This window comes from Planctomycetota bacterium (assembly GCA_039182125.1).
GTDB lineage: Bacteria > Planctomycetota > Phycisphaerae > Tepidisphaerales > Tepidisphaeraceae > JBCDCH01.
In genome coordinates this window covers 14,556-38,479 of the sequence record JBCDCH010000038.1, presented here as the reverse complement: position 1 = coordinate 38,479, position 23,924 = coordinate 14,556, and the positions used below count along the sequence as shown (strand labels likewise).

The following is a 23,924-nucleotide window of genomic DNA, read 5'->3' as shown; positions in this document are numbered from 1 at the left end:
CGCCGCGAACGTTGCCGGCAGCAGCACCACCGGCCAGACCCCCACCCCCGCCATCGCGTACACCGCCAAAAGCCAAACCGCCGCGAGCCCCAAGTGCAACGCCGACGCCAGCGGCGACCACGGCAACAACGCCAGCGACACCAACACCCCCAGCACGAGCAACAGCCCGAACGCGATCCGCCCCCGGCCGCCGTCCGACGTGCCGGTGTAGATGCGCGCCCAGCCGTTGCGGATTTGTTCCCAAGTCGCGTGCATCTGCGTGGCGACCAGGTGCGGTGCCGAGAAGAGCCGAGTGCGGTGGCCGGCGTTCTTGAGGTTGCGCATGAGCGCGACGTCCTCGGTGATCTTCGCCCGCACCGCTTCGTGGCCGCCGACTTCTTCGTAAACGTCGCGGCGGACCAGGAAGAACTGCCCATTGGCCGCAGCCCCCTTTCGGGTCGGCTCGTTGGTCTGGCTGATCGCGAACATCGTCGCCCACGTCGCGGCACACACCGGCACCAGCCAACGCTCTAGGAAGTTCTGCGGCCGAATCCGACTGAGCAAACTCACCGCCTGAAAATTCCGCTGCAACGCCAAGCTCAACGTGTCCCGCAAAGCCCCCGGCTCGACGAGCACGTCGCTGTCGATGAACAGCAGCCAGTCGGTGTCCACCGATCGCGTCGCCGACCAAAGCGCGTGGCACTTGCCGAGCCAGCCGTTGGGCAGCGATTCGATGTGGACCGCCGACAGCTTCGGCTCGTTCGCCGCGAGTTCGTCGATAATCGTCGGCGTTCGATCGGTCGAGCGATCGTCCACTGCGATCACCCGCAGGTCCGGCCAGTCCAGCGCGAGCACCGACGCCAACGTCGCGGCCATGTGCCCTTCCTCGTCCTTGCCGGGCACCACCACGGTGACGCTCGGCGGCTCGGCCGGCATCGGCTGCGGCCCGGCGCGTTGCAGTCGGGCCATCTTCGCCCGGCCGGAGTTCATGCCGATCAGCAGCAGCAACCACGGCAACGGACCGAGCACGATGTGAAGCCAGAAGTACACGGGACATGGTTGATACACTGCCGGCCATGGAATCGCACGCCGACATCACCGTTCGACGCTCCGAACCGAGCGACGCGGCGGCCCTGCACGCGGTCTTCTCGCAGCCGTTGGCCCAAGCGCACACGCTGCAGATGCCGCTGCCGACGGTGACCGAATGGGAGGAGCGGCTCAACAACCGTCCGCCCGGTCTCTACAGCTTCGTCGCCGAAGTCAACGGGACCGTCGTTGGCAGCGGCTCGCTCAAGCACGACCAACGCCCGCGCCGCCAACACATCGGCGACATCGGCATGGGTGTCCACGACGACCACCACGGCCGCGGCGTCGGGACGGCGCTCATGCACGCGATCGTCAATCACGCCGACAACTGGCTCGACCTCAAACGCCTGGAACTGTGCGTGTTCGTCGACAACGAGCCGGGCATCGCACTGTACCGCAAGTTCGGCTTCGAGGACGAAGGCGTGCAGCGGGCGCACGGGTTCCGAGAAGGCAAGTATGTCGACGCGTTGATGATGGCGCGGATCCGCGGGATCTGATCTAACCGCGTTGCGGGGCAACGCAGCTATGCGTTGTCGTTGTCGTTGTCGAAGACGTAGCTGCGTTGCTCCGCAACGCGGTTGTCAGCATTCACCACTTCGCTTCGCCGTGTTCGGGCAGCGCGTCGTGGACGCGCACGTTCGCATCACCGTGCAGCGGCGGCAAATCCGCCGGGTCGAACCAACGCAGTTCCGCCGACTCACCGTCAACCGCTTCCAGCGTCCCGCCGACCACGCGGCAACGGAAGCTCGTCGTCACGTAGATGCAGCGGTCGCGGTTGGGGTACACGATCTCCGGCGAGCTGTACACGCCGGCCACACGGTCGATGGCGATGGCGAGGCCGGTCTCTTCCTTGGCCTCACGCAGCACCGCGACCGCCGGCGTCTCGCCGGGATCGACCGCCCCGCCGACGGTCCCCCACTCGCCCGTGTCGGCCCGGCGCTGAAGCAGGACTCGGCCGTCCCGCACGATGATCGCGCAGACGCCGGGGAGCATGAGCAGGCCATGCCCGATGCGGGTGCGGAGGTTGGCGATGTAATCGGAAACAGGCATCAGAGTGCCGCAACCAGTGCGTCGCCAACTTCCGCCGTGCTCGCACTTCCGCCGAGGTCGGCCGTCGTCGGGCCCGACTCGACGACCTTGGCAATCGCGGTATTCACCGCGTTCGCAGCCTCAGGCTGGCCGAGGAACTCCAGCATCATCCCGGCGCACATGCAGCTGGCAAGCGGGTTGGCTTTGCCCTGGCCGGCGATGTCGGGGGCACTGCCGTGGACGGGCTCGAACATGCTGGCGTTGGTCTTGGTCGGGTCGAGGTTGCCGCTGGCGGCCATGCCCATGCCCCCCTGGATCGCCGCGGCGAGATCGGTGATGATGTCGCCGAACATGTTGGTCGTGACGATCACGTCGTAATCGCCGGGCCGGGTGACCATGTACATGCAGCACGCGTCGACGTGGTGGTACTCCTGCTCGATGCCCGGGTACTCGGCGGCGACCGCGTCATACGCCCGCTTCCACAGACTGTGCGCGAAGCGCAGCACGTTGGTCTTGGCCACGAGCGTGACCTTCTTGCGGCCGTGGGTCTTGGCGTACTCGAAGGCGTAGCGGATCACCCGCTCGACGCCGTGGCGCGTCGTGACCTCGATCTGGTTGGCGACTTCGTGGGGCGTGTCCTTATAGAGGAAGCCACCCTGCCCGCAGTACAAACCCTCGGTGTTCTCGCGGACGATGACCATGTCCATGTCGTCGGGCCCGACGTTCGCCAACGGGGTCTTCACACCGGCGAGCAGTTTGCACGGCCGGAGGTTCACGTACTGGTCCAACTGAAAACGCAGCTTGAGAAGGATGTCGGTTTCGAGCAGGCCTTGCGGGATTTGCTTCATGCCAGCCGGGTCGACGCCCACGGCGCCGAAGAAGATCGCGTCATGCTGCGCAAGCTCGGCGAGTGCCTTGTCGGGGAGCGTCTCGCCGGTCTTGAGGTAGTGCTCGGCACCCCAGGGATGGTCGGAGGTTTTCACCGAGAAACCGAACCGCTCACCGGCGGCCCGCATCAGCTTCACACCCTCGGCCACGACCTCCGGCCCGACCCCGTCGCCGGGCATCACCGCAATGTTCAGTTCGTTCGACATGAGCCGACAGGTTAGGACACATCGCGTCAAGACACACCGTGTCAAGCTGCCTCGAACAACCGCTGCGCCATCCGGATCATCACGCCGGCCTGCTGCCAACGGTCGGTCTCCTCACGACCGTCGAAAACACGGGCGTAGTTGATGTCGCCGCCGCGCAGAAGCTCCGGGGCCAGCGGCAGGTACGCCCCCGCCGGTGCGTTGCGCTTGAACGCCGCGAAGCACCGACCCCAGATATTCTCGAAGTCCGCGACGTGCTGGCCGGCGGCGCTGGTGCCGTCACCGATGTCGACCTGCATTGAACCACTGTTGCCGATGCGACCGTGCATGTACCCGACGCGATCCAGGACCGGCTGGGCGTAATCCATGTTCGCATCGACGCCGGCATACGGCATTTCGAGCCCGGTGTACCAATGGCTGAAGTCGCCGTTGATGCACAGGTCGGGATGACGCTTCACCAGTTCGACGGTGCGCCAGACATCTTGGGTCACCGTGGCACGGTGCGTCTCGACGTACAACGGAAATTCGTACTTCGCCGACGCCTCGACGACGGCCCCGAGAAGCCGATCGGCCTCGGCGTCGGATTCGAGGCCGTTGCCGACGTGGAGCGTCGCACAGACGTGGCCGCTGTCCTTGGCTTCGCGTGTGAGATCGTCATAAGCGGCCGGATCAGACTGCCGTCCCATGCCGCCCGCGGTTCGCAAGCCACCCGCCTGAGCGTCCGCACGGAACGAATCGTCGAAGCCCTGAACACCGACGTAGCCATGTTCCTTCAGCAACGCCGCCAGTTCCGCGCCCTCGACACCTGGGAAAGTCGAGTTGGCCGGCAGGCTGTCGAGCGTGCCGGTGTGAAAGAACGGGGCGAACTTCGGGGCGTCGTTGGAACCGTCGGTCAGATAGCGCATGACTCACCGTAGCCCGGGTCAGAGCAGTCGGTCGAGAACCGCGTTCACGGCCGCGACCTTTTCGTCGAACGACTCGGTCGCCTTGATCTCGAGCAGGTTCGCGTGCGGTCGCCACAACTCGGCGAGGAACGTCGCGTTGGCCAGCGCACCCTCCTCATCCTCGAACCGCACCGCATTGCTCGACGCGCCGTCGTAGACGCCCACCACCACCGAAGGTTCCAGCAATAACACCGCGTCGTACCGGGCAAGCTCCGCTTCGTGGGTCGTGCCGAGGTCGTCCCAGTACGCGGCCGGTCCGTCGGGCCAGTACGCCGCCCCGTCGACCGTGCCGCGGTCCAACAGCACCGGCCCATCAACCGCTGCTTCCGCCGCCACCTGATGCCGATAGATTTCGCGTTGGATGTCACGCCTGGTCTCGACATCGACGCGATCCCAACGCTGGCCGCGTTCGGTGTAGACATGCGTCGCCGCCTCGGCGATGTGCGTCAGTGTGGGCCGGGTCGCGGCGATCCGCGCACCGATCGTCGTCTTGCCGCTGCCCGGCGCGCCTGTGAGCACGATCTTCATGGACTCGCTTGAACCAGAGACGCCGTCGGCACGACCTCACGCCATGGGTTCAAGTCCAGCAGCCGATTGCGTGTCCGAATGAACCGCAGCCTGAGCGACCATGCGGCCGAACGGACATGGTGCCAACGCAAACGCGCAACGCGCAGGGCGAGCCAGGCAATGACCAAGGACATCGCCCCGACGAGGTAGCAAACGACCCGCAGCGTCCAGACGACGACCGGCCACCCCACCCGCACCATGCACCAACGTCCCATGCCGCCGGCCATGCGCAAGACCGTGCGTGGGGGTGAGGTTTTCAGGTCGCCGGGCGCGTAGTCGATGTCCATGGTGGTGCTCCGTCGGATGGATGCCAGCGTATCACACCACAGGCGGCTTGCCGAGGCTGCGGCGGATCGTGCTGATGTGACCGGCGTGACTCGCGACATGCAACCCGGCGAAGATCAACGCGTCGCTGACGGTCTTGTTCGGACCGAACGCATTTTCCAAGTCGCTGCCGAGCGCCTCGTCGGAAGCGGCCATCACCGCCGCGGCGAGCAGATCGCAATGCTCGGCGAAGATCGGCAGCAACTGTGCCACGTCGCCGAAGTCGGTCGCGGCATCGGCGGCCGTCTTGTCACGCGGGAACTTGCCCTCGAAGCCCTCGGGCAAGTCCGGGAGCTTGTCCGAACCGACCATGCCAAGGAATTGGCGTTGCGTCAGGATCAGGTGCCCGAGGATCCAGGCCGCGGGGTTGGCCCCGGTACACGGGCGGTGGTGCCACTCCTCGACGGTGAGGTCATGGCAGAATCTCTCGATCATCCACTTGCTGCCTGCGATCCCGTGGGCGATGGCGGTTTGTGCGTTGGCGCTCATGGATAAGCGTAGGGTTGGCGATGCCGCAGATCGTGGAATACGAGCAGGTGCTTGAAACGCTGGCGACACAGGGACTGGAACCGGCGTATCCGAACGGCGGCGCGTTTCATGTGCCAAACGGACGGATCGTCGGTTACATCAACGGCGAGGACGCAAGCATCCGGCCGGGCCTCGACGTGCGCAGAACCCACGATCTGACCGGACGTTTGCTCGACCTCTGGCAACGTGTCGGCGGTCGGCTCTGGCTGACACCCGCACATCACTGGGCTCACGAACTCCACCACGGCGGCAACGGGCAAGCCGTCCTCGACGCCGCCGGGCTGACGCTCGGCCTGCCGGACAACCTCGCCCACGCCGTCGAGTTCGATGATGCCGACACGTTTCGCCCAGTGCTCACGGTGCTGTTCGTCGAGAGCGACTGGCACGCGACGTTTCCCGACGCGGCAACCCCGGCCACCGCGATGCTGCACCATCACGGGCAGTTGTGGATCACGACCAACGAACCGCGTTCCGATCACTCCACCACACGGCGGTAGACTTTTTCACTCTTGCCATCAGTCGGACGGACGAGTGTGATGCGGCGGCCGCCGTACTCGGCGATGTAGAGATGACCGCGCTGCTCGTCGAGCACGAGGTCGAGCGGATCGGTGAACTGCGTCAGGCCGTTGACGCCTTGCAGCGTTTCGGTGATGCGACCGTCGGGCCCGGGGATGAGCACGGCCACATCGTCGCCGGCGCTGTAGCGGGTCACGAGGATCGCCCCACCGAGCTCGTCGCCGAACACGCCGCTGGTCCACTCGACCAGCCCGTTGGGCGAGAGGTTCTTGCCGAAGACAAACGCCGGCTCGCGCCAGTTGCCCAGCGGCTGCGTGCCGACCGGGTACTGCTGAATCTCCTGCGGATCGACGCCGGCGGTCGGGTTGCCGCCGTTGAGGACGAACTCGCCGCGGACGGGATTCGGGTGGCCGTAGTAACCGCCGGCCTCGATCGCGAGCAGGAGATCGTCGGTGGTGAGTTTGACGTTGTCGATCGCGGGAACGCCGTCACCGCCGGGCGACTTTCCGCCCGCGGCCGCGCCGTTGATGCCGCTATAGAGCTTGCCGTTGGAGTGCCAGAGCATGTCGTAACCGCTGCGAATACCCGTGGCGTGGATGCGAAGCGCCGCGTCCTCGGCGAACGGGTCGTAGTCGCCACCGCCGGCCTCCGTCGTGACATCGAGCGGCAGCGTTGCCGGCAATGCCTCGGGATCGAGCGCGAGCACCGCAGCCGTGAGCAGCCGCTCTTCACGCAGGCCCCACTTGTTGTCCGGCGAGCCGGTGGAAGTGTGCGAGCCCTGGTTGAAGTACAGCCGACCGTCCGGCCCAAAGGCGGGCTGAAAGTTGAGGTGATCCTTGAACCCGCGCGGCAAGCCGACGATGACGTCGGTGTAGTTGCTCAGGTCGGCCACATCGAGCGTGCTGATCTTGCCGGTGAAGTCGTCCGCGCCGGCGATGGTGCCGGTTTCGTTGGGCGGAACCATCTGGCCGTGGCTGACCCAAAGCGTCCGCCCGTCCGGCGAGAACGCAAAGCCCATGATCATGCGCGGGCCACCGTTGGCGGCGAGGACGGACATGAACTGCTCGCCGTTGACGAGCGTGCCGTTCTCGGCGATGTCCCAACGGTGGAGCACGCCCGCGAATGTCCCGGCATAAAGCCGGCCGTCCGGCCCGAGCGCCAGGCAAGTGAACGCGTCACGCTCCAACTCCGTGTCGAGGTCGACCTTCTCGAACGCGACGTCGATCGTCTCGAGCTTGATCCCCGTCGCGGTCGTGAACTCGGCGGCGTACGGCGTGAAAGCCGCGCCGGACCGGTCCTTGAGCGCGTCGGTGATTTCGAACTTGTAACGCCGGCCCTGTTCGAGCGGATTGATCGGCTGAACAATGATCGCGTCGCCGGAACCGGTGGTGTTGCGTAGGACTTTGACCGGTTCGCCGGTTTCGAGGTCGACGAGCGTCACCGCCGCTTCGAGCGTCTCCGGATCGACCCCGGCCCCGGCCGTCGGCAACCGCACGTCGGCCGCAAGTCCGTCGAGCGGGTTGAACGCCGACTCGCCATCGGCCGGCCGCGAGCCGGTCACCGTCGGCCGGCTCTCGCGCTCGGCGAGGGCGCTGCTCTCCATCTTCCCCAGCCACACCGCCGCCGCGGAGAACGCCACGCCGGTGAAGAGAACCACCACGACCAACAGCCAGGGCAACTTCGTGCGCATGGTCATCATATCGGGCCGTACGTTCGGGCGCTGAACGCGGTTTTCAGACCTTCACCAGCGCCCATCGGCCACTCGCGAACCGGGAGAACATCAGCACGCCCCGCACGCAAAGTTCCGCGCTGAGCACCCACCAAACCGCCCGCAGGCCCAGGTCGAAATATTGGACCACGATCAACACGCCGACGAGCCGGACCGCGACCGTACTGACGATGTTGAGGATCATCACCCAGGTGGTATCGCCCGCCCCACGGAGTCCGCCGGCGAAGATCAGGTACGCCGCGAAACCGACCTGGGCGAAGCCGGCGATCCAGAGCGTGTCGGCCGAGAGCGCGGTGATGCTCGGGTTCTCCGCGAGCCAGCCCGCCCACGCACCGCTGAGCAACAGGAACGAAACGCCGAGCAAAGCCATCCCCCCGCCGCCGACCGCGAAGCCGATCAGCGCCGCCCGGCGTGCCTCACCTGGGTCTTGCCGGCCCAGCGCCTGGCCGACCATCGTGGCGACCGCCGTCGCAACCGCGAAGCCCGACATGTACGAAAAGCTCTCGAGCCGAATCGTAACGTTGTGTGCCGCGGCCGAGACCGTGCCCAGGCCGTTGACCATGAGCAGCACGATGAAGTTCGCGCCCCAGTGCAACGCGCCCTCGAACATACTCGGCACGCCGATGCGCAGGATCCGACGGGCCATCGCCACGTTGGGCGCGAGCCGACGCACGGTCAGGCGTAGCTTGCTGCGGCCGGTGAACAGCAATGCCAATGCAAGGGTTCCGCCGAGGCTGTACGACAACGCCGTCCCGATCGCCACGCCCGCGAAACCCAGCTGCGGTAACCCGAACCAGCCACGCACCAGCGCGAAACTAAGCAGCACGTTGAGCCCGTCGACCAAGCCCATGAGCAGCGCCGGCCGAAGCGTGTCGCCCGCGCCGCGCAGGCAGGCGTTGGCGACGAAGAGCGTGACCATGAACGGCACCGCCAGCCCGAGCCAGCGGATGTAGATGCCCGCCTGCACCGTCGCGTCGGGGCCGAGGTTGAACCACGTCGCCACGGTGCCCGAGAAGATCGATGCCGGGATGCCCACGACGACGCCGGCGGTCATGCCCAGCAGCAACGCTTGACCGCAACCGGCATTGGCGATGCGTTTGTGCTTGGCCCCGATCGCCCGCGCGATGATCGCCGTCGCCCCGGTGCCGAACGCACCGGCGAACAGGCCGAGCAACCAGCCGATGTACGTCACCGACCCGATCGCCGCGGCAGCGGTGGCGTTCGCCTGCTCGTTGCCCGGCACGAGGTTGTTGGCCAAGTAGGTGTCGGTGAGCCCGACGGCGATGTGCAAGAAGTGTTCGAGCAGGATCGGGCCGCTAAGCCAAAGCAGTCGTCGCAGCAACGCCGGGTTGGAAACGGATGTCGAACCCGGCTGAAGCACGGACGATGGTAGCGCCCGTCGGGTCAACGTTTGTCCGCGGCGGCGCGTAGCTTCTCCTGCAGCTCTTCCGCCGATTCGTCCTGGTACGGCTCGACAAACCGCTCGGCTTCGGTGTCGGTGAGCGGGCCGACCTGCTTGCGAAACTTCGACTTCAAGGCGTCCATCCGCATCTGCGAACCGATCCCGTCACGCATCGTCCGCACGGGCCGGATCGCCACGCCGGCTTGGTTCAACCGCTCGGCGAGTCGCTCGTCGTGATCCACAAGCAATTCGCCGACGGGCTTATCAGTCGGGTGCTGTTTACGATGGATCACCGACGGTGCGTCCATGAGATTGACTTTCGCGCAGTTGTTGGTCAGGAGGAAGGTGCCATCGTCAAACTCGGTCTCGATCTCGACGGTGCGGATGTGATTGGGGATCGCACGTAGCAGCACGAACACCCGCATAAGTCCGCGGACCTTCACGTCATAGATGGCGGCACTGGTTCCGTCAGGCCGAACGAGTACACGGACGATCGAGCGCATGCTCGGCCACTGGCGTGTTGCGGCGAGGCTTTCGAGATGACCGAGCCGTCGAAAACCCGCTTCGACCAACTCGGCCTCACGTGCGTTGCACCACCGAATATCGACCCCTGGCAACGCGACCATCTCGTGCTCTTTCCGCTCCACCCACTCGAGCTGCTCATTCTCCAGCAGCTTGCTCGCTTGAGCGATGTTGGCGTAGCCGTCGCCGGTGTCGTGCCCGTCGGCCGCGATGCGTCGCAGCATGATCGCGACGATCTGCTGAGCCACGCCCAATCCGCCGAGCACAATGCCGACGTACGCGAACATCGGCCACGCCCCATCAAATCGCCAGAGCATCACGACTGAACCCCCCAGAACCACGAACCAAAACAGAAGCTACATGGCGGAATGATAATAAACCGGGATAATGCGTGCGTGTCGGCAAAGCTGGAATCGCGTTGGAGCTGGTTGACGATCTGGGGCCCGACCGTGCTCCTGTCGCTGCTTGGGTTTGCGTTGGCGTGGTGGTTCGTCGAGCCGGCGCCGCCGGGCGCGATCACGTTCGCGTCCGGCGCGCCAGGCGGTGCGTATCACGCGTTTGCCGAGCAATACGCCACTGAGTTCGCCGACCGGGGCGTGGGCGTCACCTTGCTGGAGACGGCCGGCAGCGTCGAGAACATCGAAAAACTTCTCGCCGGTGAGGCGGACCTTGCCTTTGTGCAGGGCGGGACCGTCCGCGCCGAACACCGTGAGCAACTCGTCGCGCTGGCCGACGTGTACGCCGAGCCGGTGATGCTGTTTTTGCGGGGCATCCCGGCGGCCGACTTCGAGTTGTCCCGGCTCGAAGGCCGACGAGTCGCGGTGGGCATGCCCGGCAGCGGAACCCGGCCGATCGCGACGGCGCTGCTCGATGCCGTTGGCGTCAACGCCGAGCGCGTCGATCTCGGTAGCAGTGACGCGACCCAGGCATTGATCGACGGCGAACTCGACGCGGCGTTCTTCGTGCTCAGCCCCGACGGGCCGACGGTCTCCAAATTGCTTTCGAGTCCGGGCATCGAGCTGGCGGACTTTCGGCGGGCCGAAGCACTTGCGGGCAGGTTCCGCTTCCTGCGGCCGATCACGCTTCACGAGGGGGCGGTCGATCTCGCGGCCGACCTGCCCCGCCGCGACACCCGGCTGGTCGCGCCCGCCGCCGTGCTCATGGCCAGCGCCGACACGCACTCGGGCATCGCCACGCTCGGCATTTACGCCGCCACCAGCATCCACGGCAAGGGCGACGCGCTCGATCCGCCCGGCACCTATCCCCGTCGCAGCGTCGGCGATGTCGCCATGTCCGACGCCGCCGACTACGCCCTACGCAACGGCCCCAACTTCCTGCACCGCCGACTGCCGTTCTGGGCGGCGTCGCTGATCGATCGACTGCTCATCCTGATGCTCCCGTTGCTCGGACTGTTGATTCCGCTGTTGCGCATCGCGCCGCCGACGTATCGCTGGCGAGTTCGGCGGCGTATTTACCGTTGGTACAAACGGCTCAACGACATCAGCCAGCAATTGCGACACGATGCCGACCTCGACAAGCTTCGCGCGGATGTCGCCGAGCTCGACCGCGAGATCGCCCGGGTCAACGTTCCGCTGAGCTACATGGACGAGCTATACGACCTTCGGCTACACGTTCAGTTCCTCGAACGTCGGCTGGAGAAGGCGGCGCGGGACCCATCCGGTACGCTACCGGCATGACCGAACCGCTTGAGTACCGCAGTGCCAACGTCAAGCCCGGCCCGCCGGGTGCGATGATCGCGTACGGCGTCATCACGTTGATCCTCGCCGCGCTATCGGGTTGCATCACGATTGCCTCGCCGATCGGCTTGTACGCGGCAGCGCAGCAGACCGGTTCGCCGGGCGTCGACACCGTAATGATCGGCCAGATCATCGCGGCCATGGCCATTTACCTCGTCGCGGCCATTGTGTTGACCGCCGGCGGCATCGGCATGGTGCGTGGGCAACGCTGGGTTCGGCCGTACACGCTGGCGATCTCGGTCCCGGCGGTCGGCTTCGGCCTCGCCAGGGTGATCGGCGTGGTATCGACATGGTCCATCCCGGCCACCGCCTCGACCGACGTCGGCACAAATCCCAACACGCCGTTCAGCCAGGATCAGGCGATGATGGTCGGCATGATCGTCGGGGGCGTCTTCACGTTGCTGTTCGGCGTCGGGTTGCCGTTGATGTATGCGTTGTATTTCCGCCGTCAGGATGTCGCCGACGCGTTGGAACGCTGCGACCCACGCGGGTACTTCGGCGCGCACTTGCCGATCCCGGCGTTGGCGTTGGCGGTGTGGCTCGCGCTCGCCGCTTTGTTCGGCTTGACGAGCATCGTCAACCCGATCCTGCCGGCGTTCGCGACATATCTAACCGGAGCTCCGGCCATGATCGGTTTGGCGCTCGGGGCCGCGCTGCTCTTGCTTGCGGCGTGGCTGGTCTGGCAACGTAACTTCGCCGGCTGGATCATCGCGGCGGTCGTGCTGCTTCTCTGGGCGTTGTCGATCACAGTCACGCCGTTGTTTGCCGAGGACAACATGTTCGCCGCACTCTCGGACCAACAGGTGCAGCAGTTCGGAGCGATGCTCGACGACTTTCCATCGTGGCCGATCGTCATCGGCGGCATTGTGCAAATCGGCCTGATCATCATCGGTCTGCTCTGGGCACGGCCGCACGTTGCCGGCCCCATCGACTGACACCCCTACGCTTCTGGCCATGCTCAGACAGCGTTGGTACATGCTGCCGGTCCATCTGGGCTTCTGCACCTTCGGGCTCTTCCGCATCGTGCAGGCCACCTCGACGGGCTACCAGGTCGCGGGCGGGTTCATGCTGCTCTTCGGCACGCTCGGTGTGGTGTCGTTCATTCTCTCCAACATGCGTGGTACCGGCCGCCACCCGGCCGGCCATCGTCGCGGCCGGCTCTACATGCGCGATCACGAGTTCCGCGAAGTCACCGACCTGACCGGCTTCGACCGGGCGTGGTACGACAACCTTCAGCGCGACCTCGAACGGGAAGGCTTTCGACACCTCGGCGATGTCGAGGATCTCGACGTCGAAGACGTCACCGGCAACCGCGTGATCCTCCGCCTTTTGTCGGACGACAAGGGCACGCTCGCCGCGCTGGCCCAACACGTGCCCGGCGGATTCAAGCGGCTGCGCGACAAGGACCTGCGCATTGTCGATCTGGAAACCGAACTCACCGCGGACGGCGACGACTCACAATACCTGCTCGTCAGCACGAGCAACACCGACGGGCTCGACGAAGGCGGCGCGGCCGGCGTTCGACTGAACCGCCTACCCCCCGACGCGACGCTTGAGGATCTGCTTCTCACCCACCGCGGCGAGGTCGAACAGTGCGAGGAAAAGTTCGGCCTAGAGCCGGCCCACGTCACGACGCTTGACGACGCACTGGCCGTGCAACACCGCGGCAACCGACTCCGCGGCGCGGGGCGGTGACGCTCAATCCAGTAGCTCACCGCAGTTGCGATGCACGGTGCCCGGCGTTGCGACGAGATCGAGCGTGATGTCATGTGATTGCGTCGGCAACGCTTCAACAAGTTGGCAATCGAAGCAGACGCCGAGCTTGGTACCGAAGAAGGTGTCGGGCGTGAGGAAGCGATCATAAAAACCGCCGCCACGACCGATGCGCTTGCCGCAAGGTGTGAACCCGAGGCCTGGAACGATAAGCAGATCAATCTCCCGGACCGGCATCGGTCGCCCGGCAGTCGGTTGCAAGAGGTACTTACCCTCACCGCTCGTCCCCGGCACGGTGTCCATGTCATCAGAGAAGCTGGCCACGGTGATCGCGGCCATCTTGCGCTGATCGAAATCAACCCGCGGCAGACACACGGTCTTGCCGTCTTGCCAGGCACGCAGTGCCAGCGCGGCCGTCTGCACCTCCGTCGGCAGTGCCATGTAGAGCATCACGACCCGCGCCCGTTGCCACTCACGCAAGGCGACGATTTGCGCGGCGATCTCCGCCGACGCTTCGTGTCGGTGCTGCTCGTCCAACGCCGATACCGCCGACCGCAGTTCGCGGCGAATCGTTGCCTTGTCCTGTAACAACCGAGCCATTCGTGCTCCTCGAAAAAGTTCTCCCCGTCAGACACCTACGAACGACTTGTGGTTCATCAAAACTAGCCGTTTGACCGATTCGGGTCGCTTTCAAAACGGGCGCGAATCGTCGCCTCGAAACCGCGATCGGTCGGCTCGTAGTAGGCGGCGTCAACACCAAAGTAGTCAGACGCATCAGCATCCGGTTTCGCCGCAGCCCGACCGTGGCCGAGTAATTCGGCGCCACTGTAATGCGAATCACGCAGGTGCCGAGGAACCGGCACGGTCCGGGCCTCGGCAACGTCCTTGGCCGCAAGACTGATCGCGTTCGTCGCGCTGCGACTCTTGGGCGCGGTGGCCATGTGGACCACGGCATGGGCGAGCGTCAGTTTGCCCTCGGGCATGCCGATGCGTGTGACAATCTCAAACGCCGACGCCGCGACGCTGATCGCCATCGGGTCGGCCATGCCGATGTCCTCGGAGGCAAAGATCGCGATGCGGCGCGCGATGAACCGTGGGTCCTCGCCGGCTTCGAGCATGGTCGCGAGCCAGTAGAGCGCGCTGTCGGGATCGCCGCCGCGCATGCTCTTGATGAACGCACTGGCCGCGTCGTAGTGGGCGTCGCCGAGACGGTCGTAGACGATGGCCTTGCGCTGGGTCGATTGCTCGGCGATGTCGAGCGTGACGTGGACGGCATCGGCTTGCTCCTCTTGGCCCATGGCCGCGTCGAGGTCGTCGTGTTCGGTCTCGGCGAGCTGGCTGAGCACCGCGACTTCGAGGCCGCTGAGGGCGCGACGCGCGTCGCCATCGCTAAGCGTGGCGAACAGGCCGAGCGCGTCGTCGTCGACGGTGAGGTCGAGCTTGCCGAAGCCACGCTCGTCGTCGGTCATCGCGGTGCGAAGCAACGCTTTGACTTCGTCTTCGCTGAGCGGTTGGAACTGGAAGATCTGGCTGCGTGAGACGAGTGCGGAGTTGATCGCGAAGAACGGGTTTTCCGTCGTCGCACCGATGAGCAGAATGGTGCCGGTCTCGACGTCGCCAAGGAGGATGTCCTGCTGGGCTTTGTTGAAGCGGTGGAGCTCGTCGAGGAAGAGCAGCGTGCGCGAGCCGCCGTGGCCCAGGCGTTCACGGGCGGCGTCGAGGACGGCGCGGACTTCCTTCACGCCGCTGTTGACGGCGTTGAGCATCGCGAAGTGCGACTTGGTGTGATTGGCAATGACGGCGGCGAGCGTGGTCTTGCCGGTGCCGGGCGGGCCGTAGAAAACGGCGGACGTGAGCCGGTCCGCGTCGATCATGCGGCGTAGGAGTTTGCCCTTGCCGAGGAAGTGTTGTTGGCCAACGACTTCGTCGAGCGAGCGCGGCCGCATGCGGACGGCCAGGGGCTGCGCCCGCCGAATGTTCGCTTCCCGTTGATCGGCGAAGAGGTCCATCCCCACAGTTTAGCGGCAGCACCGAAGGTGCCCGCGTCGACAGGGGCACCTTTGGTGCTCCCGCTAAACGGGGTTACTTCACGATCACATCCACCCACACGAGCCGATGGTCGCTCGCTTTCTCAACAAGTTCCAAACCTTGCCCGTCGGCTGGCCAGTACACGCCGCTGTCGACCACCTCCAGATCAACGCTCGGCAGCACGTAGTCGACCCGCAGGTTGCCGACGCGATTGTCGGAGAAGTCCCCCGTATCGAGGGCCGGGTCGCCGCGATGATCGGCATTGACCCCGCCCTGCCGCACCGCCGCCGCGGCCCCACCCTCCGAGCGCGGCCGTGGGTCTTGCACGCGCGGGTGGTCGAGCAGTTGGTCAATCGCCCCGGGGATCGAGCCACCATCGACCGGATCAGCATTCAGATCTCCCATAACGATGAACGGAGCCATCCGCTGATCTGCCATTTCGAACGGAGCGATCGGATGGTCGTAGAACCGCTCCAACGGCATCGCTGGCAATCCCAATGCATCGTTTTCACGAAGCTCCCGAGCATTGGCCGGCACATAGGCTGACCAGAACGCGATCTCATCGTGGTTCCGTCGCCCATTCCGATCCTCGTCACCATCGAAACCGGGCGGCGTCGGGTGGCTGAGCAAAGTGCGGACCCACCGATTGTTGATGAGAATGGGCAGATCGACGTGATTCTTACTGCTTAAGCGAAAATCCTTGAGTTCGGCGGATTCGTAAAATGACTCTGGCGGGCCGACGAACGTGATTGAGCGGCCTTTGCGTTCGCCCGCCACCTCGACTTCTTTCCACCGAACCTCTGCGAAGGTTCGCTCGCCGCCGATCATGAGCCGGTGTTTGCTCAGGAGGATGAAGCTGTACTGGCCGGGGAAGGTGCCGTAGCCGAGGGCGTCGTTGCCGTAGGCGCGGGTGCCGAGTTCGCCGCCGGTGGTGCCGTCGTTGTTGAGGTCGTGGCCGCTGGGGATGCCGGTGTTGCTTTCGGCGACATAGACGTACGGGTACTCGATCGGCTCCCGGCCGCCCTGGCTCACCTGCAGGTAGTTCTCGCGGAACAGGTCCGCCGCGCGACCGTCCGCGTCCCAATCGAACTCGTTCACGAGCAGCACGTCCGGGCGGATTTCCTGGATTACCGCAGCGACGGCTTGCGCCTGCTCGTCGTCGGGCGTCGAGAGGTCTTCGATCAGCTCGCCCTGAGCCGAGCGGTAGAGCGACGCGTTGTACTGGGCGAAGCGGACGGGCTTCGCGGAGCAACCGACGGCGATGAGAACGAGCAAAGCGAGGTAACGCATGCGCGGATCCTAACGTCGTGTGAAGTCCGAAGGGAGGCTTCCGCATAGCCCCTTCTCCGTCGCCGCTCGCCGTCTCACGACCTGCCCGGGGGCAGGTCCTCGACGAAGTCGGCGAGTTGGGCGGCAGTCGGCGATTCGGCGGTGCGGACGTAGTAACCGCTGGTGCCGACACCGGTGCAGAGGCTTTCCTCCAGGCTCAGCCCCAGCACGCGGCCGAGGCTGAACCCGGCGTTGAAGTGGTCGCCGGCCCCGGTGCTGATCTTCGGTTCCTCCACGAACGGCCCGTCGAACCACGCCGACTCGCCCTCGATCGCCGCAGCCGCGCCGTGACGCGGGTGAACCACGCAACACGCGATGTGCAGGTCCTTCCGAATCCCGTCCGCCAGCGTCAACGGGTCGTCCGACTTCACACCGAGAAGCTCGCCGACCTGCTCGGCCTCTTTCTGGTTCAGCCCGAGCACCACGTCGATCTGTTTCTGGAACCGCGCGAGCGTCTGCAGGGCCATCTTGATGTCGTGGGCGGTGCGTTTCTCCGGATCGGCCAAGTCGATGAAGAGCTTGCGATCGTGCTGCTCAAGGTTGGGCACGACCTCGTCGAGCAGGTGCTCCCAGATGTCGGTCATGTGCGGAAGCATGGTCCAGTTGACCATGCCGATGAGTCGGGCGTCCGAAAGCAGAGCCTTGAGTTTGTCCCGGCCGACGCGGTCGATGAGGTTGTTCCAATTAACCTCGCCGAGGGATTCGTGCTTGCCGAGCATGAGCTTGCCGTCGCCGAACTCCAGGGCGTCGGTGTGGCCGGGCTGGCCGATGGAGATGACGTTGGCGCGTTCGAGCAGCGGGGTGAAGACCGGATCGACCTCGGGGACGCCGAGGTTGCCGATGTAGGTGGTGGACGCACCGAGCGAGGCGATGGCGTTGGCCATGATCGGGCCGTTACCGCCGAGCTTGCGGCGTTTGACGACCAGCTCGTAGTTGGCCGAGTGACCCGCGGCCGCGGCCATCTTTTCCGACAAACGCTTGATCGTCGGTACCGGCTCGTACCCGTCGGCCGTCCGCTTGTCGACCACCGCGATGATCTCGTCCACAAACCCGTCCAGCCCGAGCACCGCCGGCACCGCACCGACGTCGGCGGCACGAAGCTTTTCGGCGGCAGATTTTCCGATCGCGGCGCGGTGACTCGACATGCGTGCGGTGTAGCACGGACGCATCGTCCCCGCAACGGCGGCAGGACGTGTAGAGAACCGGCCCGCTACTTCTGGAAGTCGGCCGGCTGGGTCGCCGGCGTGGTTGACGGTCGGGTCGTCGGCACGGTGGTCGGCCGGGTGGCGGGCTCCGCCGCCGACGGGGTCATGGGAGCGACCGGCGTCGTCTCGCGGCGTGGCTCGGAAGGAATCGCTTCGACCTCGGCGGCGGGCACCGGGTCCGGCACGTCCGTGTCGACATCGGGAAGCGTGGCGGGGGCCGTGGTGGGTTGTGTCGTGGGCCGGGTTGCGGGCTGAGTCCCTGGTGCGGTGGTCGGTGCAGTAGCCGGCAACGTCGTCGGGGCCTCGACCGCGGACGGCGGGAGGGTCGCGCGTTTCGGCAACGGCGGATTGGCGGTGAAGCTCGCGGGAAGCTCCTCGCCCACGTAAACCACCTTCTCGGTCGGGTCTTGCGTGAAGTAAGTCACCGGCAAGACAATCAGATTGCCGATGAACGTGGGCACCTGAACCACAGCGTTGCCCGGCTCTTCCAGGTCTTCGTTGACTTCCCACTGGAAACCGAGGTTCCCGGCGATCACGTCCCCCGAGGCGTACTCCGCCCGCGTTTGCGGCCAGTCACGCAGGACGATCGCCTCGTCCACGCCCGGGTCGGGCACCACGCCGACATCGACGTAACGGTCCTGCGTCCGGCAGCCCGACACCGCGAGCGCGGCAACGGTCAGAGCGGCAAAAACGACGGGCGTGTGGGCAGGCTTGGTCATGTCAGGTTTCAAGTAGGAACAACGGTCGGGCACAAAAGTCACGGGTTCAAAAAAAGACGCCATTCCTCGGCCAGGGTGCGCTCGCTGGGGTCTTTCTCGATCAGCGGCGCTTCCGCCCCGCTCTCGGCTTTGGCCGAATGTTCGGCCGCGAGCTGTTCGATGTCCGGCCCGTAACCGAACGGGTCGGCCAACGCCGCATCACCCGATTGACGCTGCGGACCGTCGAGTGTTTCACCCACATCGGCACAACCGGCGATCAGAATGCAGACGAGAAGCAATCGAGGCATCATCGCAGTTTATCGGATCTTCCTCCGGCTGTCAGAGCAACATCGGTAGGCGGGCACGAACGATGTCGAAGTTCTTATTGTGCAGATCGTCGGCATCGATGAAGAAGTCCAAGTGCATCCCGTCCCCCAGGTCCAAGACCCCGAGGCTAGCGTCGAACGAGCAGAGCAGGCGCGCCCGGTCGGCCTCGGCGCTGATCCGGTCGGCGTTCGCCTCCATCCACTGCACATCTGGCCGATCGGCCTCATACTCTTCGGCCCAGCCGCTGCCGTCCTCACGCGCTATCGCCCGGTCAAGCTCGGCCAGCGTGATCACGTCCGACGACGCGTCCACATCGGGCTTGCCGAGCTTTTCGTAAGCAATTTCGCGGTGAAGGTCGTACTCGTCCTGCATGGAGTGACCGCCAAGTTTGCCGTCGGCGGCGTGAGTCGTCAGCTTGCCGAGCAACGCTTTATCGATTTGGTCGAGCACGTCTTCGGGCAGGCCGGCCTGCTTGGCGTCACGTGCGAAGCACTTGCGTGACCACGGCAGGCTGAGCATTGGGCTGAACGTGAGAGGCACCGGCCGCAGGTGGCTCCACGCCGCAGGTGGCTCCACGCCGTCCGCGGCTCCGGTTCCGGAACCACACGCGGAGCCAGCGGCTCGCCAGGCTCACGGTACAACGCCGGCACCGGCATGTCGTACTCCGCTTCGAGCCCCATGAAGAGCCACAGATGGCCTGCGGCCGGCATGCCCATCGCCGCCGCGTTGAGCAAGGCGGCAAAGTCGAACTGTGCGAAAAACGTCGTGTCAGTCGGCCACTCGACCGAGTCCGGCAAGTCCGGCACCCCACCGAGACGACTCGCACCAACGGGCATCGTGGCACCCCGGTCGCCGTACTTGAACGTCGCTGTCGGGCGGATCCAGCGCCGCAACAGTTCAGCGTGCTCGATGAGGCCGAGTTGTTCGATCGTATCGTCGAGCATCAGCGCCCCATGCTTTCGTTGTAGTTGGGCGCTTCCTTGGTGATCGTGATGTCGTGGGGGTGGTTCTCGGCGACGGAGGCGTGGCTGACGCGGACGAAGCGGGCTTTGTCTTGGAGTTCGGTGATGGTGCGGCAGCCGCAGTAGCCCATACCGGCGCGGAGACCCCCGACAAGTTGGTAGACGAAGTCGCCGAGCGAGCCGCGGTACGGGACGCGGCCCTCGACGCCCTCGGGGACGAGTTTTTTCGCGTGCTTCTGGCCGTAGCGATCGGCCGAGCCTTTGACCATCGCGCCGAGGCTGCCCATGCCGCGGTAGGTTTTGTAGCGGCGACCCTGGTGGATGACGAGCTCGCCGGGCGACTCGTCGAGGCCGGCGAAGAGGCTGCCCATCATGCAGACGCTCGCGCCGGCGGCGATGGCCTTGGCGATGTCGCCGGACTGGCGGATGCCGCCGTCGGCGATGATGGGGACGTCGCGGGTTCGCCCGACGGAGACCGCGTCGAAGATCGCCGAGACCTGTGGCACACCGACGCCGGAGACGACACGGGTGGTGCAGATCGCGCCGGGCCCGATGCCGACCTTCACCGCGTCGACGCCGGCGTCGATGAGGTCGCGCGCGCCCGACGCCGTCGCGACGTTGCCGGCGATCACGTCGATGTCGTGGGTGGCTTTGACCTGTTTGACGGTGTCGATCACGTTCTCGCTGTGGCCGTGCGCGGTGTCGACGACGACGACGTCCACGCCGGCGTCGATGAGCTGGTCAATGCGGTCGAACTGCAACACCCCCACCGCCGCCCCGACCCGCAGTCGGCCGCGCTCGTCCTTGCAGGCGTCGGGGAACTGTCGGAGCTTGTCGAGGTCACGCATCGTGATCAGCCCCGCGAGCTGGCCGCCGCCGTTGACGAGCAACAGCTTCTCGACCTTCTCCTTGAACAGGATCCGCTCGGCGTCTTCGAGGCTCGTGTCGGCGGGCGCGGTGACCAGTTCGGTGGTCATCACGTCGGCGATCTTGCGGGTGTCGTCGTCCTCGAACTTCAGGTCGCGGCGGGTGAGGATGCCCACGACCTTCGCCGGGGCGGCCTGGGCACGCTGCTCGCCGGGGGCGCGGTCGTTGATGGGGATGCCGTTGATGTTGAAGGTGCTCATCACCCGGCGTGCGTCGCCGATGGTGTCACCGGGCGAGAGCGTAACGGGGTCGGTGATGATGCCGTTCTCGGAGCGTTTGACCTTCTCAACCTCGCGAGCCTGGTCGGCGGCGGAGAGGTTCTTGTGGATGATCCCGATGCCGCCCTCCTGGGCGAGACCGATGGCGAGGGCGGCCTCGGTGACGGTGTCCATCGGGGCCGAGACGAGCGGGATGTTGAGCGTGATGCGACGGGTGAGGCGCGTGCGTGTGTCGGCCTCGGCGGGGACGAAGCCGCTGCGCTGGGGGACCAGAAGAATGTCGTCGAAGGTGATCGCGTCGTAAGCGACCTTCTGCTCAAAAAGCTCCCGGCCGGAGGGGGCGTCACCCGGTGAGTGTTCCATGTGCGGATGTTGCAGATCGGGCCGAGCGCGTCAAGCGTCGCGTGCGACCCGTGCAGCAGGAGCCGCTCAACATCACCGTTTCTCGAGCAGATACCAGAGCGTGTCGGCGTTGATCGCCTCGACGGCTGCGCCCATGGGTGCGCCGGTGCCGTCGAGGGGCGTAACCGTGTATCCGGGCAGGTCGAGGGTGCCGTGGACGGGGTCGATCAACGTCGGCGCATTGCCCCACTGGTCACGGACGCTGTCGCGGTTGGGCGTGTACTTCATGCCAGTGTTCACGACCTCGCCGGTGACGGCAAGAAGCAAGCGGTCGGCCTCGCCGATCGGAGCATCATCGAGGGCAATGAGAGCGAACGTGTGCCAACGATCGTCGGCCGGCGTCCAGCGAATGTCGCCGAACGTGACAGCGCCGCTGCCGACCATCGCCTTTACTTTCGGAGCGTCGATCGTGTAACGGTCGTCGACGTCCCAGGCGAGTTGGCCCGTGTCCGCGGTGATGGTGTCGGTGCCCGGTTCGACGTTTTGCCCTTGCGGCGTGGGAGCGGTCTGGTCTTCGTCGAGCCGGAGACCGATGCGATGACGCAAGGCCGTTTCCTGGGTGACGCCGACGTGGGTGGCGTTGACGTTGGTCCAAGGCTGGCCGACGCCGGCGAGCAGCTCGGCCTGCTCACGCTCGGTCATTGTCGCCGTCACCCAGCCCTCGGCGGCATCAACATCGCCACGGCGGTACATCAACGCGCTGACGATGCTGTTGACCTGCACACCGGGGTGGTTGGCGACGTTGAACATGTTGTCCATCGCGCCCGACGCCCAACCCTCGATCTCGCCGAGGTAGGCGAAGTACCACATGCCATTCCAGCCTTGGAGCGACGCATAACCGCCGAGCATGAGCGGCCCTTCGGCGGCATGGGGGTTGGGGATGCAGTGGTTGAACTCGCTGAGAAAGAACGGCTTGCCGACGACCCGCTTGGTCGCCGGGGCCGAAACACTCACGGCGAACGGGCTCTTGAGCATCGACTCGGGCTGCACGGTCCAATCCGTCGCCCAAGCGCCGCCGCCCATGATCGGGATGGTCCAGTACTCGTGAGTGTCGATGGCGTCGTACGGTGCCATGACGTGCGGCGCGGTGTATCCGACGATGGTCGGAACGATCAGCCCTTGGACGCCGAGCTCGTCACGAAAGTAGTCGGCCATGTGTGACCAATACACTTGCTCGGTGTCAGCGAGGAACGCCATGTAGTCGGCCTTGGCCTGTGGCGTCGGATCCGAAAGTGCGTCGAAGCCGACCAGCGGGATGTCCGGCGGCGTCAACGGCAACGCATCGGGCAACCTCAACTCACCGCCGGGACACAGCTCGACGTTTCGGAAGTCGACCGATCCGACCCGCGAACCCAGATCGCTGAAGAGAATCCGGGCGTTCGTCTCACCTGCGGCACCGACGAACGAGTACGAGTAACTTTTCCAAGCTGGCGTAAGACCGACGCCACGGTTCAACCCCAGCGGGGTCCAGGGCACGCCGTTCTTGCCGACCTTGGCTCGGAGGTGTTCATGACTCTCACTTTTGGCGTCGAAGCTGAGCGTGTAGAGCTTGCCCTTTTCGATCTCGACGCCGCCGTAAACGAACTCGACGGTCCAGCCGGCACCGGACTGGGTGATATCGAGGCGGACCGCGTCGCCGTCCCCGGTGAGCGTCGCTTCGCTGCCGGCCTGGGTGAGGTGTTTCCAGGAACCGGTCGCCGCACCCCCTGCGGCGGCGACCGGTGGGTTCATGGCTTGCCCGAGCGGCTCGGACCGCTCCCCCCAAGCGGCCCGCAGCGCGTCGGCATCGCCGTACTTGCCGGCGAGCCAGTCGTTCCACTTCACACGCAGCATCTCCTGATGACGCGGCGGGAAGGCGTAGATCTTGTTCTCCAGGAACGGCTGGATCAGGCCGTTCTCGTTGGTGATCTCGATGATCGCGACGCCGGGGTCTTCGGCATAGGTCTTGCCGGTGTAGGGGTTGACCGTCGCGAGCAGTTGGCGGGCGGTTTCCTTCTTGAGCTCGAGGATTTGAGGGTCGACGAACCCGAGCGTGTGGGAGAGCTTCCACTCGGTGTCGAGCACGTCCTGCGGTAGCCCGTCGCCTTCGACGAACTTTCGGCTGCACAACACGTTGAGGTTGACGTAGATGCCGTGCTCGATGAGCCGGCTGACGAAGAAGTTCATGCGGTCGATCTGATCGTCGGCGAGCTGCCGGGTCGTGTCGTTGGGAAGCTCACCGAAGATGTTCTCGGCCTGCCAGTTGTTGTCGATGTGGTGCAGGCGGACACAGTTGACGCCGGTTTTGGCAAGGCGGGCGGCGTAAGCGTCGGCTTTGTCCTTGGGCGGGAAGGCGGCCGAACCGCAGATGTTCACGCCCCAGAAAACGATCTCCTCACCATCGGCCAGTAATCGGTCACCGTCGACCACCACGCGCGCATTGGCCGGGCCGTCGTTGAGGAACGTCAGCGACGTCGGCGTCTCGGCCACGTCGTCCAGCGGCATCACGAACGGCACCGTCGCCGTCTCCGATTTCCGCATCACCTCCGGCTCGGCAAAGCTCGGCACCACGACCGAAGCACACGCCACAACAACGGCGCCGACCAAACTCATTTGCTTCAACACGCGACCTCCTCGTCGGTGCGACGACCTTATCAGAAGC

General features: G+C 65.6%; 24 protein-coding genes. 5 read left to right on the top strand and 19 right to left on the bottom strand.

All coding sequences use genetic code 11. From position 1 onward, the window contains the following. On the bottom strand, positions 1-1,029 hold a 1,029-nt coding region (locus AAGD32_11205; GenBank protein ID MEM8874810.1), incomplete at its 3' end, for a glycosyltransferase family 2 protein. A 26-nt stretch (positions 1,030-1,055) separates the two neighbouring features. Between AAGD32_11205 and AAGD32_11200 the strand changes: the two genes are divergently transcribed. Next, a complete protein-coding gene (locus tag AAGD32_11200; protein ID MEM8874809.1) occupies positions 1,056-1,562 on the top strand; it encodes a GNAT family N-acetyltransferase in 507 nt (168 codons plus the stop codon). A gap of 91 nt (positions 1,563-1,653) precedes the next feature. On the opposite strand, the gene AAGD32_11195 is transcribed toward AAGD32_11200, so the two are convergent. Genes AAGD32_11195 through AAGD32_11170 form a run of 6 tightly spaced genes read right to left on the bottom strand, consistent with a single transcriptional unit; the run spans position 1,654 to position 5,509 of the window. Beyond that, positions 1,654-2,115, bottom strand: coding sequence for an NUDIX domain-containing protein (locus tag AAGD32_11195; GenBank protein MEM8874808.1), 462 nt, complete (start codon positions 2,113-2,115; stop codon positions 1,654-1,656). After that, complete coding sequence (locus AAGD32_11190) at positions 2,115-3,188, bottom strand: 3-isopropylmalate dehydrogenase (GenBank protein MEM8874807.1); 1,074 nt, start codon at positions 3,186-3,188, stop codon at positions 2,115-2,117. Before AAGD32_11190 ends, AAGD32_11195 begins: the two co-directional genes overlap by 1 nt. A gap of 41 nt (positions 3,189-3,229) precedes the next feature. Beyond that, entirely contained in the window at positions 3,230-4,090 is an 861-nt protein-coding gene (locus AAGD32_11185) for a hypothetical protein (protein MEM8874806.1), read from the bottom strand. A gap of 18 nt (positions 4,091-4,108) precedes the next feature. Continuing rightward, complete coding sequence (locus AAGD32_11180; GenBank protein ID MEM8874805.1) at positions 4,109-4,657, bottom strand: ATP-binding protein; 549 nt, start codon at positions 4,655-4,657, stop codon at positions 4,109-4,111. Continuing rightward, the gene (locus tag AAGD32_11175; GenBank protein MEM8874804.1) at positions 4,654-4,983 is read right to left on the bottom strand and encodes a hypothetical protein; all 330 of its coding nucleotides are present in this window, start codon (positions 4,981-4,983) and stop codon (positions 4,654-4,656) included. Before AAGD32_11175 ends, AAGD32_11180 begins: the two co-directional genes overlap by 4 nt. 31 nt (positions 4,984-5,014) lie before the next feature. Next, entirely contained in the window at positions 5,015-5,509 is a 495-nt protein-coding gene (locus AAGD32_11170; protein MEM8874803.1) for a DinB family protein, read from the bottom strand. Positions 5,510-5,529: 20 nt separating this feature from the next. Between AAGD32_11170 and AAGD32_11165 the strand changes: the two genes are divergently transcribed. Next, entirely contained in the window at positions 5,530-6,045 is a 516-nt protein-coding gene (locus AAGD32_11165) for a hypothetical protein (protein MEM8874802.1), read from the top strand. Here the strand turns inward: AAGD32_11165 and AAGD32_11160 are convergent. The 3 genes from AAGD32_11160 to AAGD32_11150 are packed head-to-tail and all read right to left on the bottom strand — an operon-like array spanning position 6,024 to position 10,034. Further along, entirely contained in the window at positions 6,024-7,754 is a 1,731-nt protein-coding gene (locus AAGD32_11160) for an Ig-like domain-containing protein (GenBank protein ID MEM8874801.1), read from the bottom strand. The two genes, AAGD32_11165 and AAGD32_11160, sit on opposite strands and share 22 nt — an antisense overlap. 43 nt (positions 7,755-7,797) lie before the next feature. Then, on the bottom strand, positions 7,798-9,174 hold the full coding sequence (locus AAGD32_11155; protein ID MEM8874800.1) for an MATE family efflux transporter: 1,377 nt from the start codon (positions 9,172-9,174) through the stop codon (positions 7,798-7,800). Between the two features lie 23 nt (positions 9,175-9,197). Beyond that, entirely contained in the window at positions 9,198-10,034 is an 837-nt protein-coding gene (locus tag AAGD32_11150) for a hypothetical protein (protein ID MEM8874799.1), read from the bottom strand. 78 nt (positions 10,035-10,112) lie between these two features. Here AAGD32_11150 and AAGD32_11145 point away from each other — a divergent pair, with 78 nt between their 5' ends. Genes AAGD32_11145 through AAGD32_11135 form a run of 3 tightly spaced genes read left to right on the top strand, consistent with a single transcriptional unit; the run spans position 10,113 to position 13,169 of the window. After that, the gene (locus AAGD32_11145) at positions 10,113-11,414 is read left to right on the top strand and encodes a TAXI family TRAP transporter solute-binding subunit (protein MEM8874798.1); all 1,302 of its coding nucleotides are present in this window, start codon (positions 10,113-10,115) and stop codon (positions 11,412-11,414) included. Continuing rightward, on the top strand, positions 11,411-12,409 hold the full coding sequence (locus AAGD32_11140) for a hypothetical protein (protein MEM8874797.1): 999 nt from the start codon (positions 11,411-11,413) through the stop codon (positions 12,407-12,409). The genes AAGD32_11145 and AAGD32_11140 overlap by 4 nt, the downstream gene beginning before the upstream one ends. 19 nt (positions 12,410-12,428) lie before the next feature. Next, entirely contained in the window at positions 12,429-13,169 is a 741-nt protein-coding gene (locus AAGD32_11135) for a hypothetical protein (protein MEM8874796.1), read from the top strand. A 3-nt stretch (positions 13,170-13,172) separates the two neighbouring features. Here the strand turns inward: AAGD32_11135 and AAGD32_11130 are convergent, their stop codons facing one another. The 9 genes from AAGD32_11130 to AAGD32_11090 all read right to left on the bottom strand — a co-directional run bounded on the left by AAGD32_11130 (position 13,173) and on the right by AAGD32_11090 (position 23,884). Then, a complete protein-coding gene (locus tag AAGD32_11130; GenBank protein MEM8874795.1) occupies positions 13,173-13,787 on the bottom strand; it encodes a 5-formyltetrahydrofolate cyclo-ligase in 615 nt (204 codons plus the stop codon). A gap of 62 nt (positions 13,788-13,849) precedes the next feature. Continuing rightward, positions 13,850-15,196 (bottom strand): replication-associated recombination protein A, encoded by a 1,347-nt coding sequence (locus AAGD32_11125; GenBank protein MEM8874794.1) that lies wholly within the window; start codon positions 15,194-15,196, stop codon positions 13,850-13,852. A 73-nt stretch (positions 15,197-15,269) separates the two neighbouring features. Further along, entirely contained in the window at positions 15,270-16,505 is a 1,236-nt protein-coding gene (locus AAGD32_11120; GenBank protein ID MEM8874793.1) for an endonuclease/exonuclease/phosphatase family protein, read from the bottom strand. Between the two features lie 74 nt (positions 16,506-16,579). Then, complete coding sequence (locus AAGD32_11115) at positions 16,580-17,689, bottom strand: hypothetical protein (GenBank protein MEM8874792.1); 1,110 nt, start codon at positions 17,687-17,689, stop codon at positions 16,580-16,582. 65 nt (positions 17,690-17,754) lie between these two features. Next, positions 17,755-18,468: a hypothetical protein gene (locus tag AAGD32_11110; protein ID MEM8874791.1), complete on the bottom strand. Its 714-nt coding sequence runs from the start codon at positions 18,466-18,468 to the stop codon at positions 17,755-17,757. A 38-nt stretch (positions 18,469-18,506) separates the two neighbouring features. Continuing rightward, on the bottom strand, positions 18,507-18,755 hold the full coding sequence (locus AAGD32_11105) for a hypothetical protein (protein MEM8874790.1): 249 nt from the start codon (positions 18,753-18,755) through the stop codon (positions 18,507-18,509). Between the two features lie 31 nt (positions 18,756-18,786). Beyond that, positions 18,787-19,293 carry a hypothetical protein gene (locus AAGD32_11100; protein ID MEM8874789.1) on the bottom strand — a complete coding sequence of 169 codons (507 nt, stop codon included), beginning with the start codon at positions 19,291-19,293 and terminating at the stop codon, positions 18,787-18,789. Positions 19,294-19,717: 424 nt separating this feature from the next. Next, positions 19,718-21,244, bottom strand: coding sequence for an IMP dehydrogenase (gene guaB / locus AAGD32_11095; protein MEM8874788.1), 1,527 nt, complete (start codon positions 21,242-21,244; stop codon positions 19,718-19,720). Positions 21,245-21,316: 72 nt separating this feature from the next. Then, positions 21,317-23,884, bottom strand: coding sequence for a carbohydrate binding domain-containing protein (locus AAGD32_11090; GenBank protein ID MEM8874787.1), 2,568 nt, complete (start codon positions 23,882-23,884; stop codon positions 21,317-21,319). Positions 23,885-23,924 lie beyond the last annotated feature (40 nt).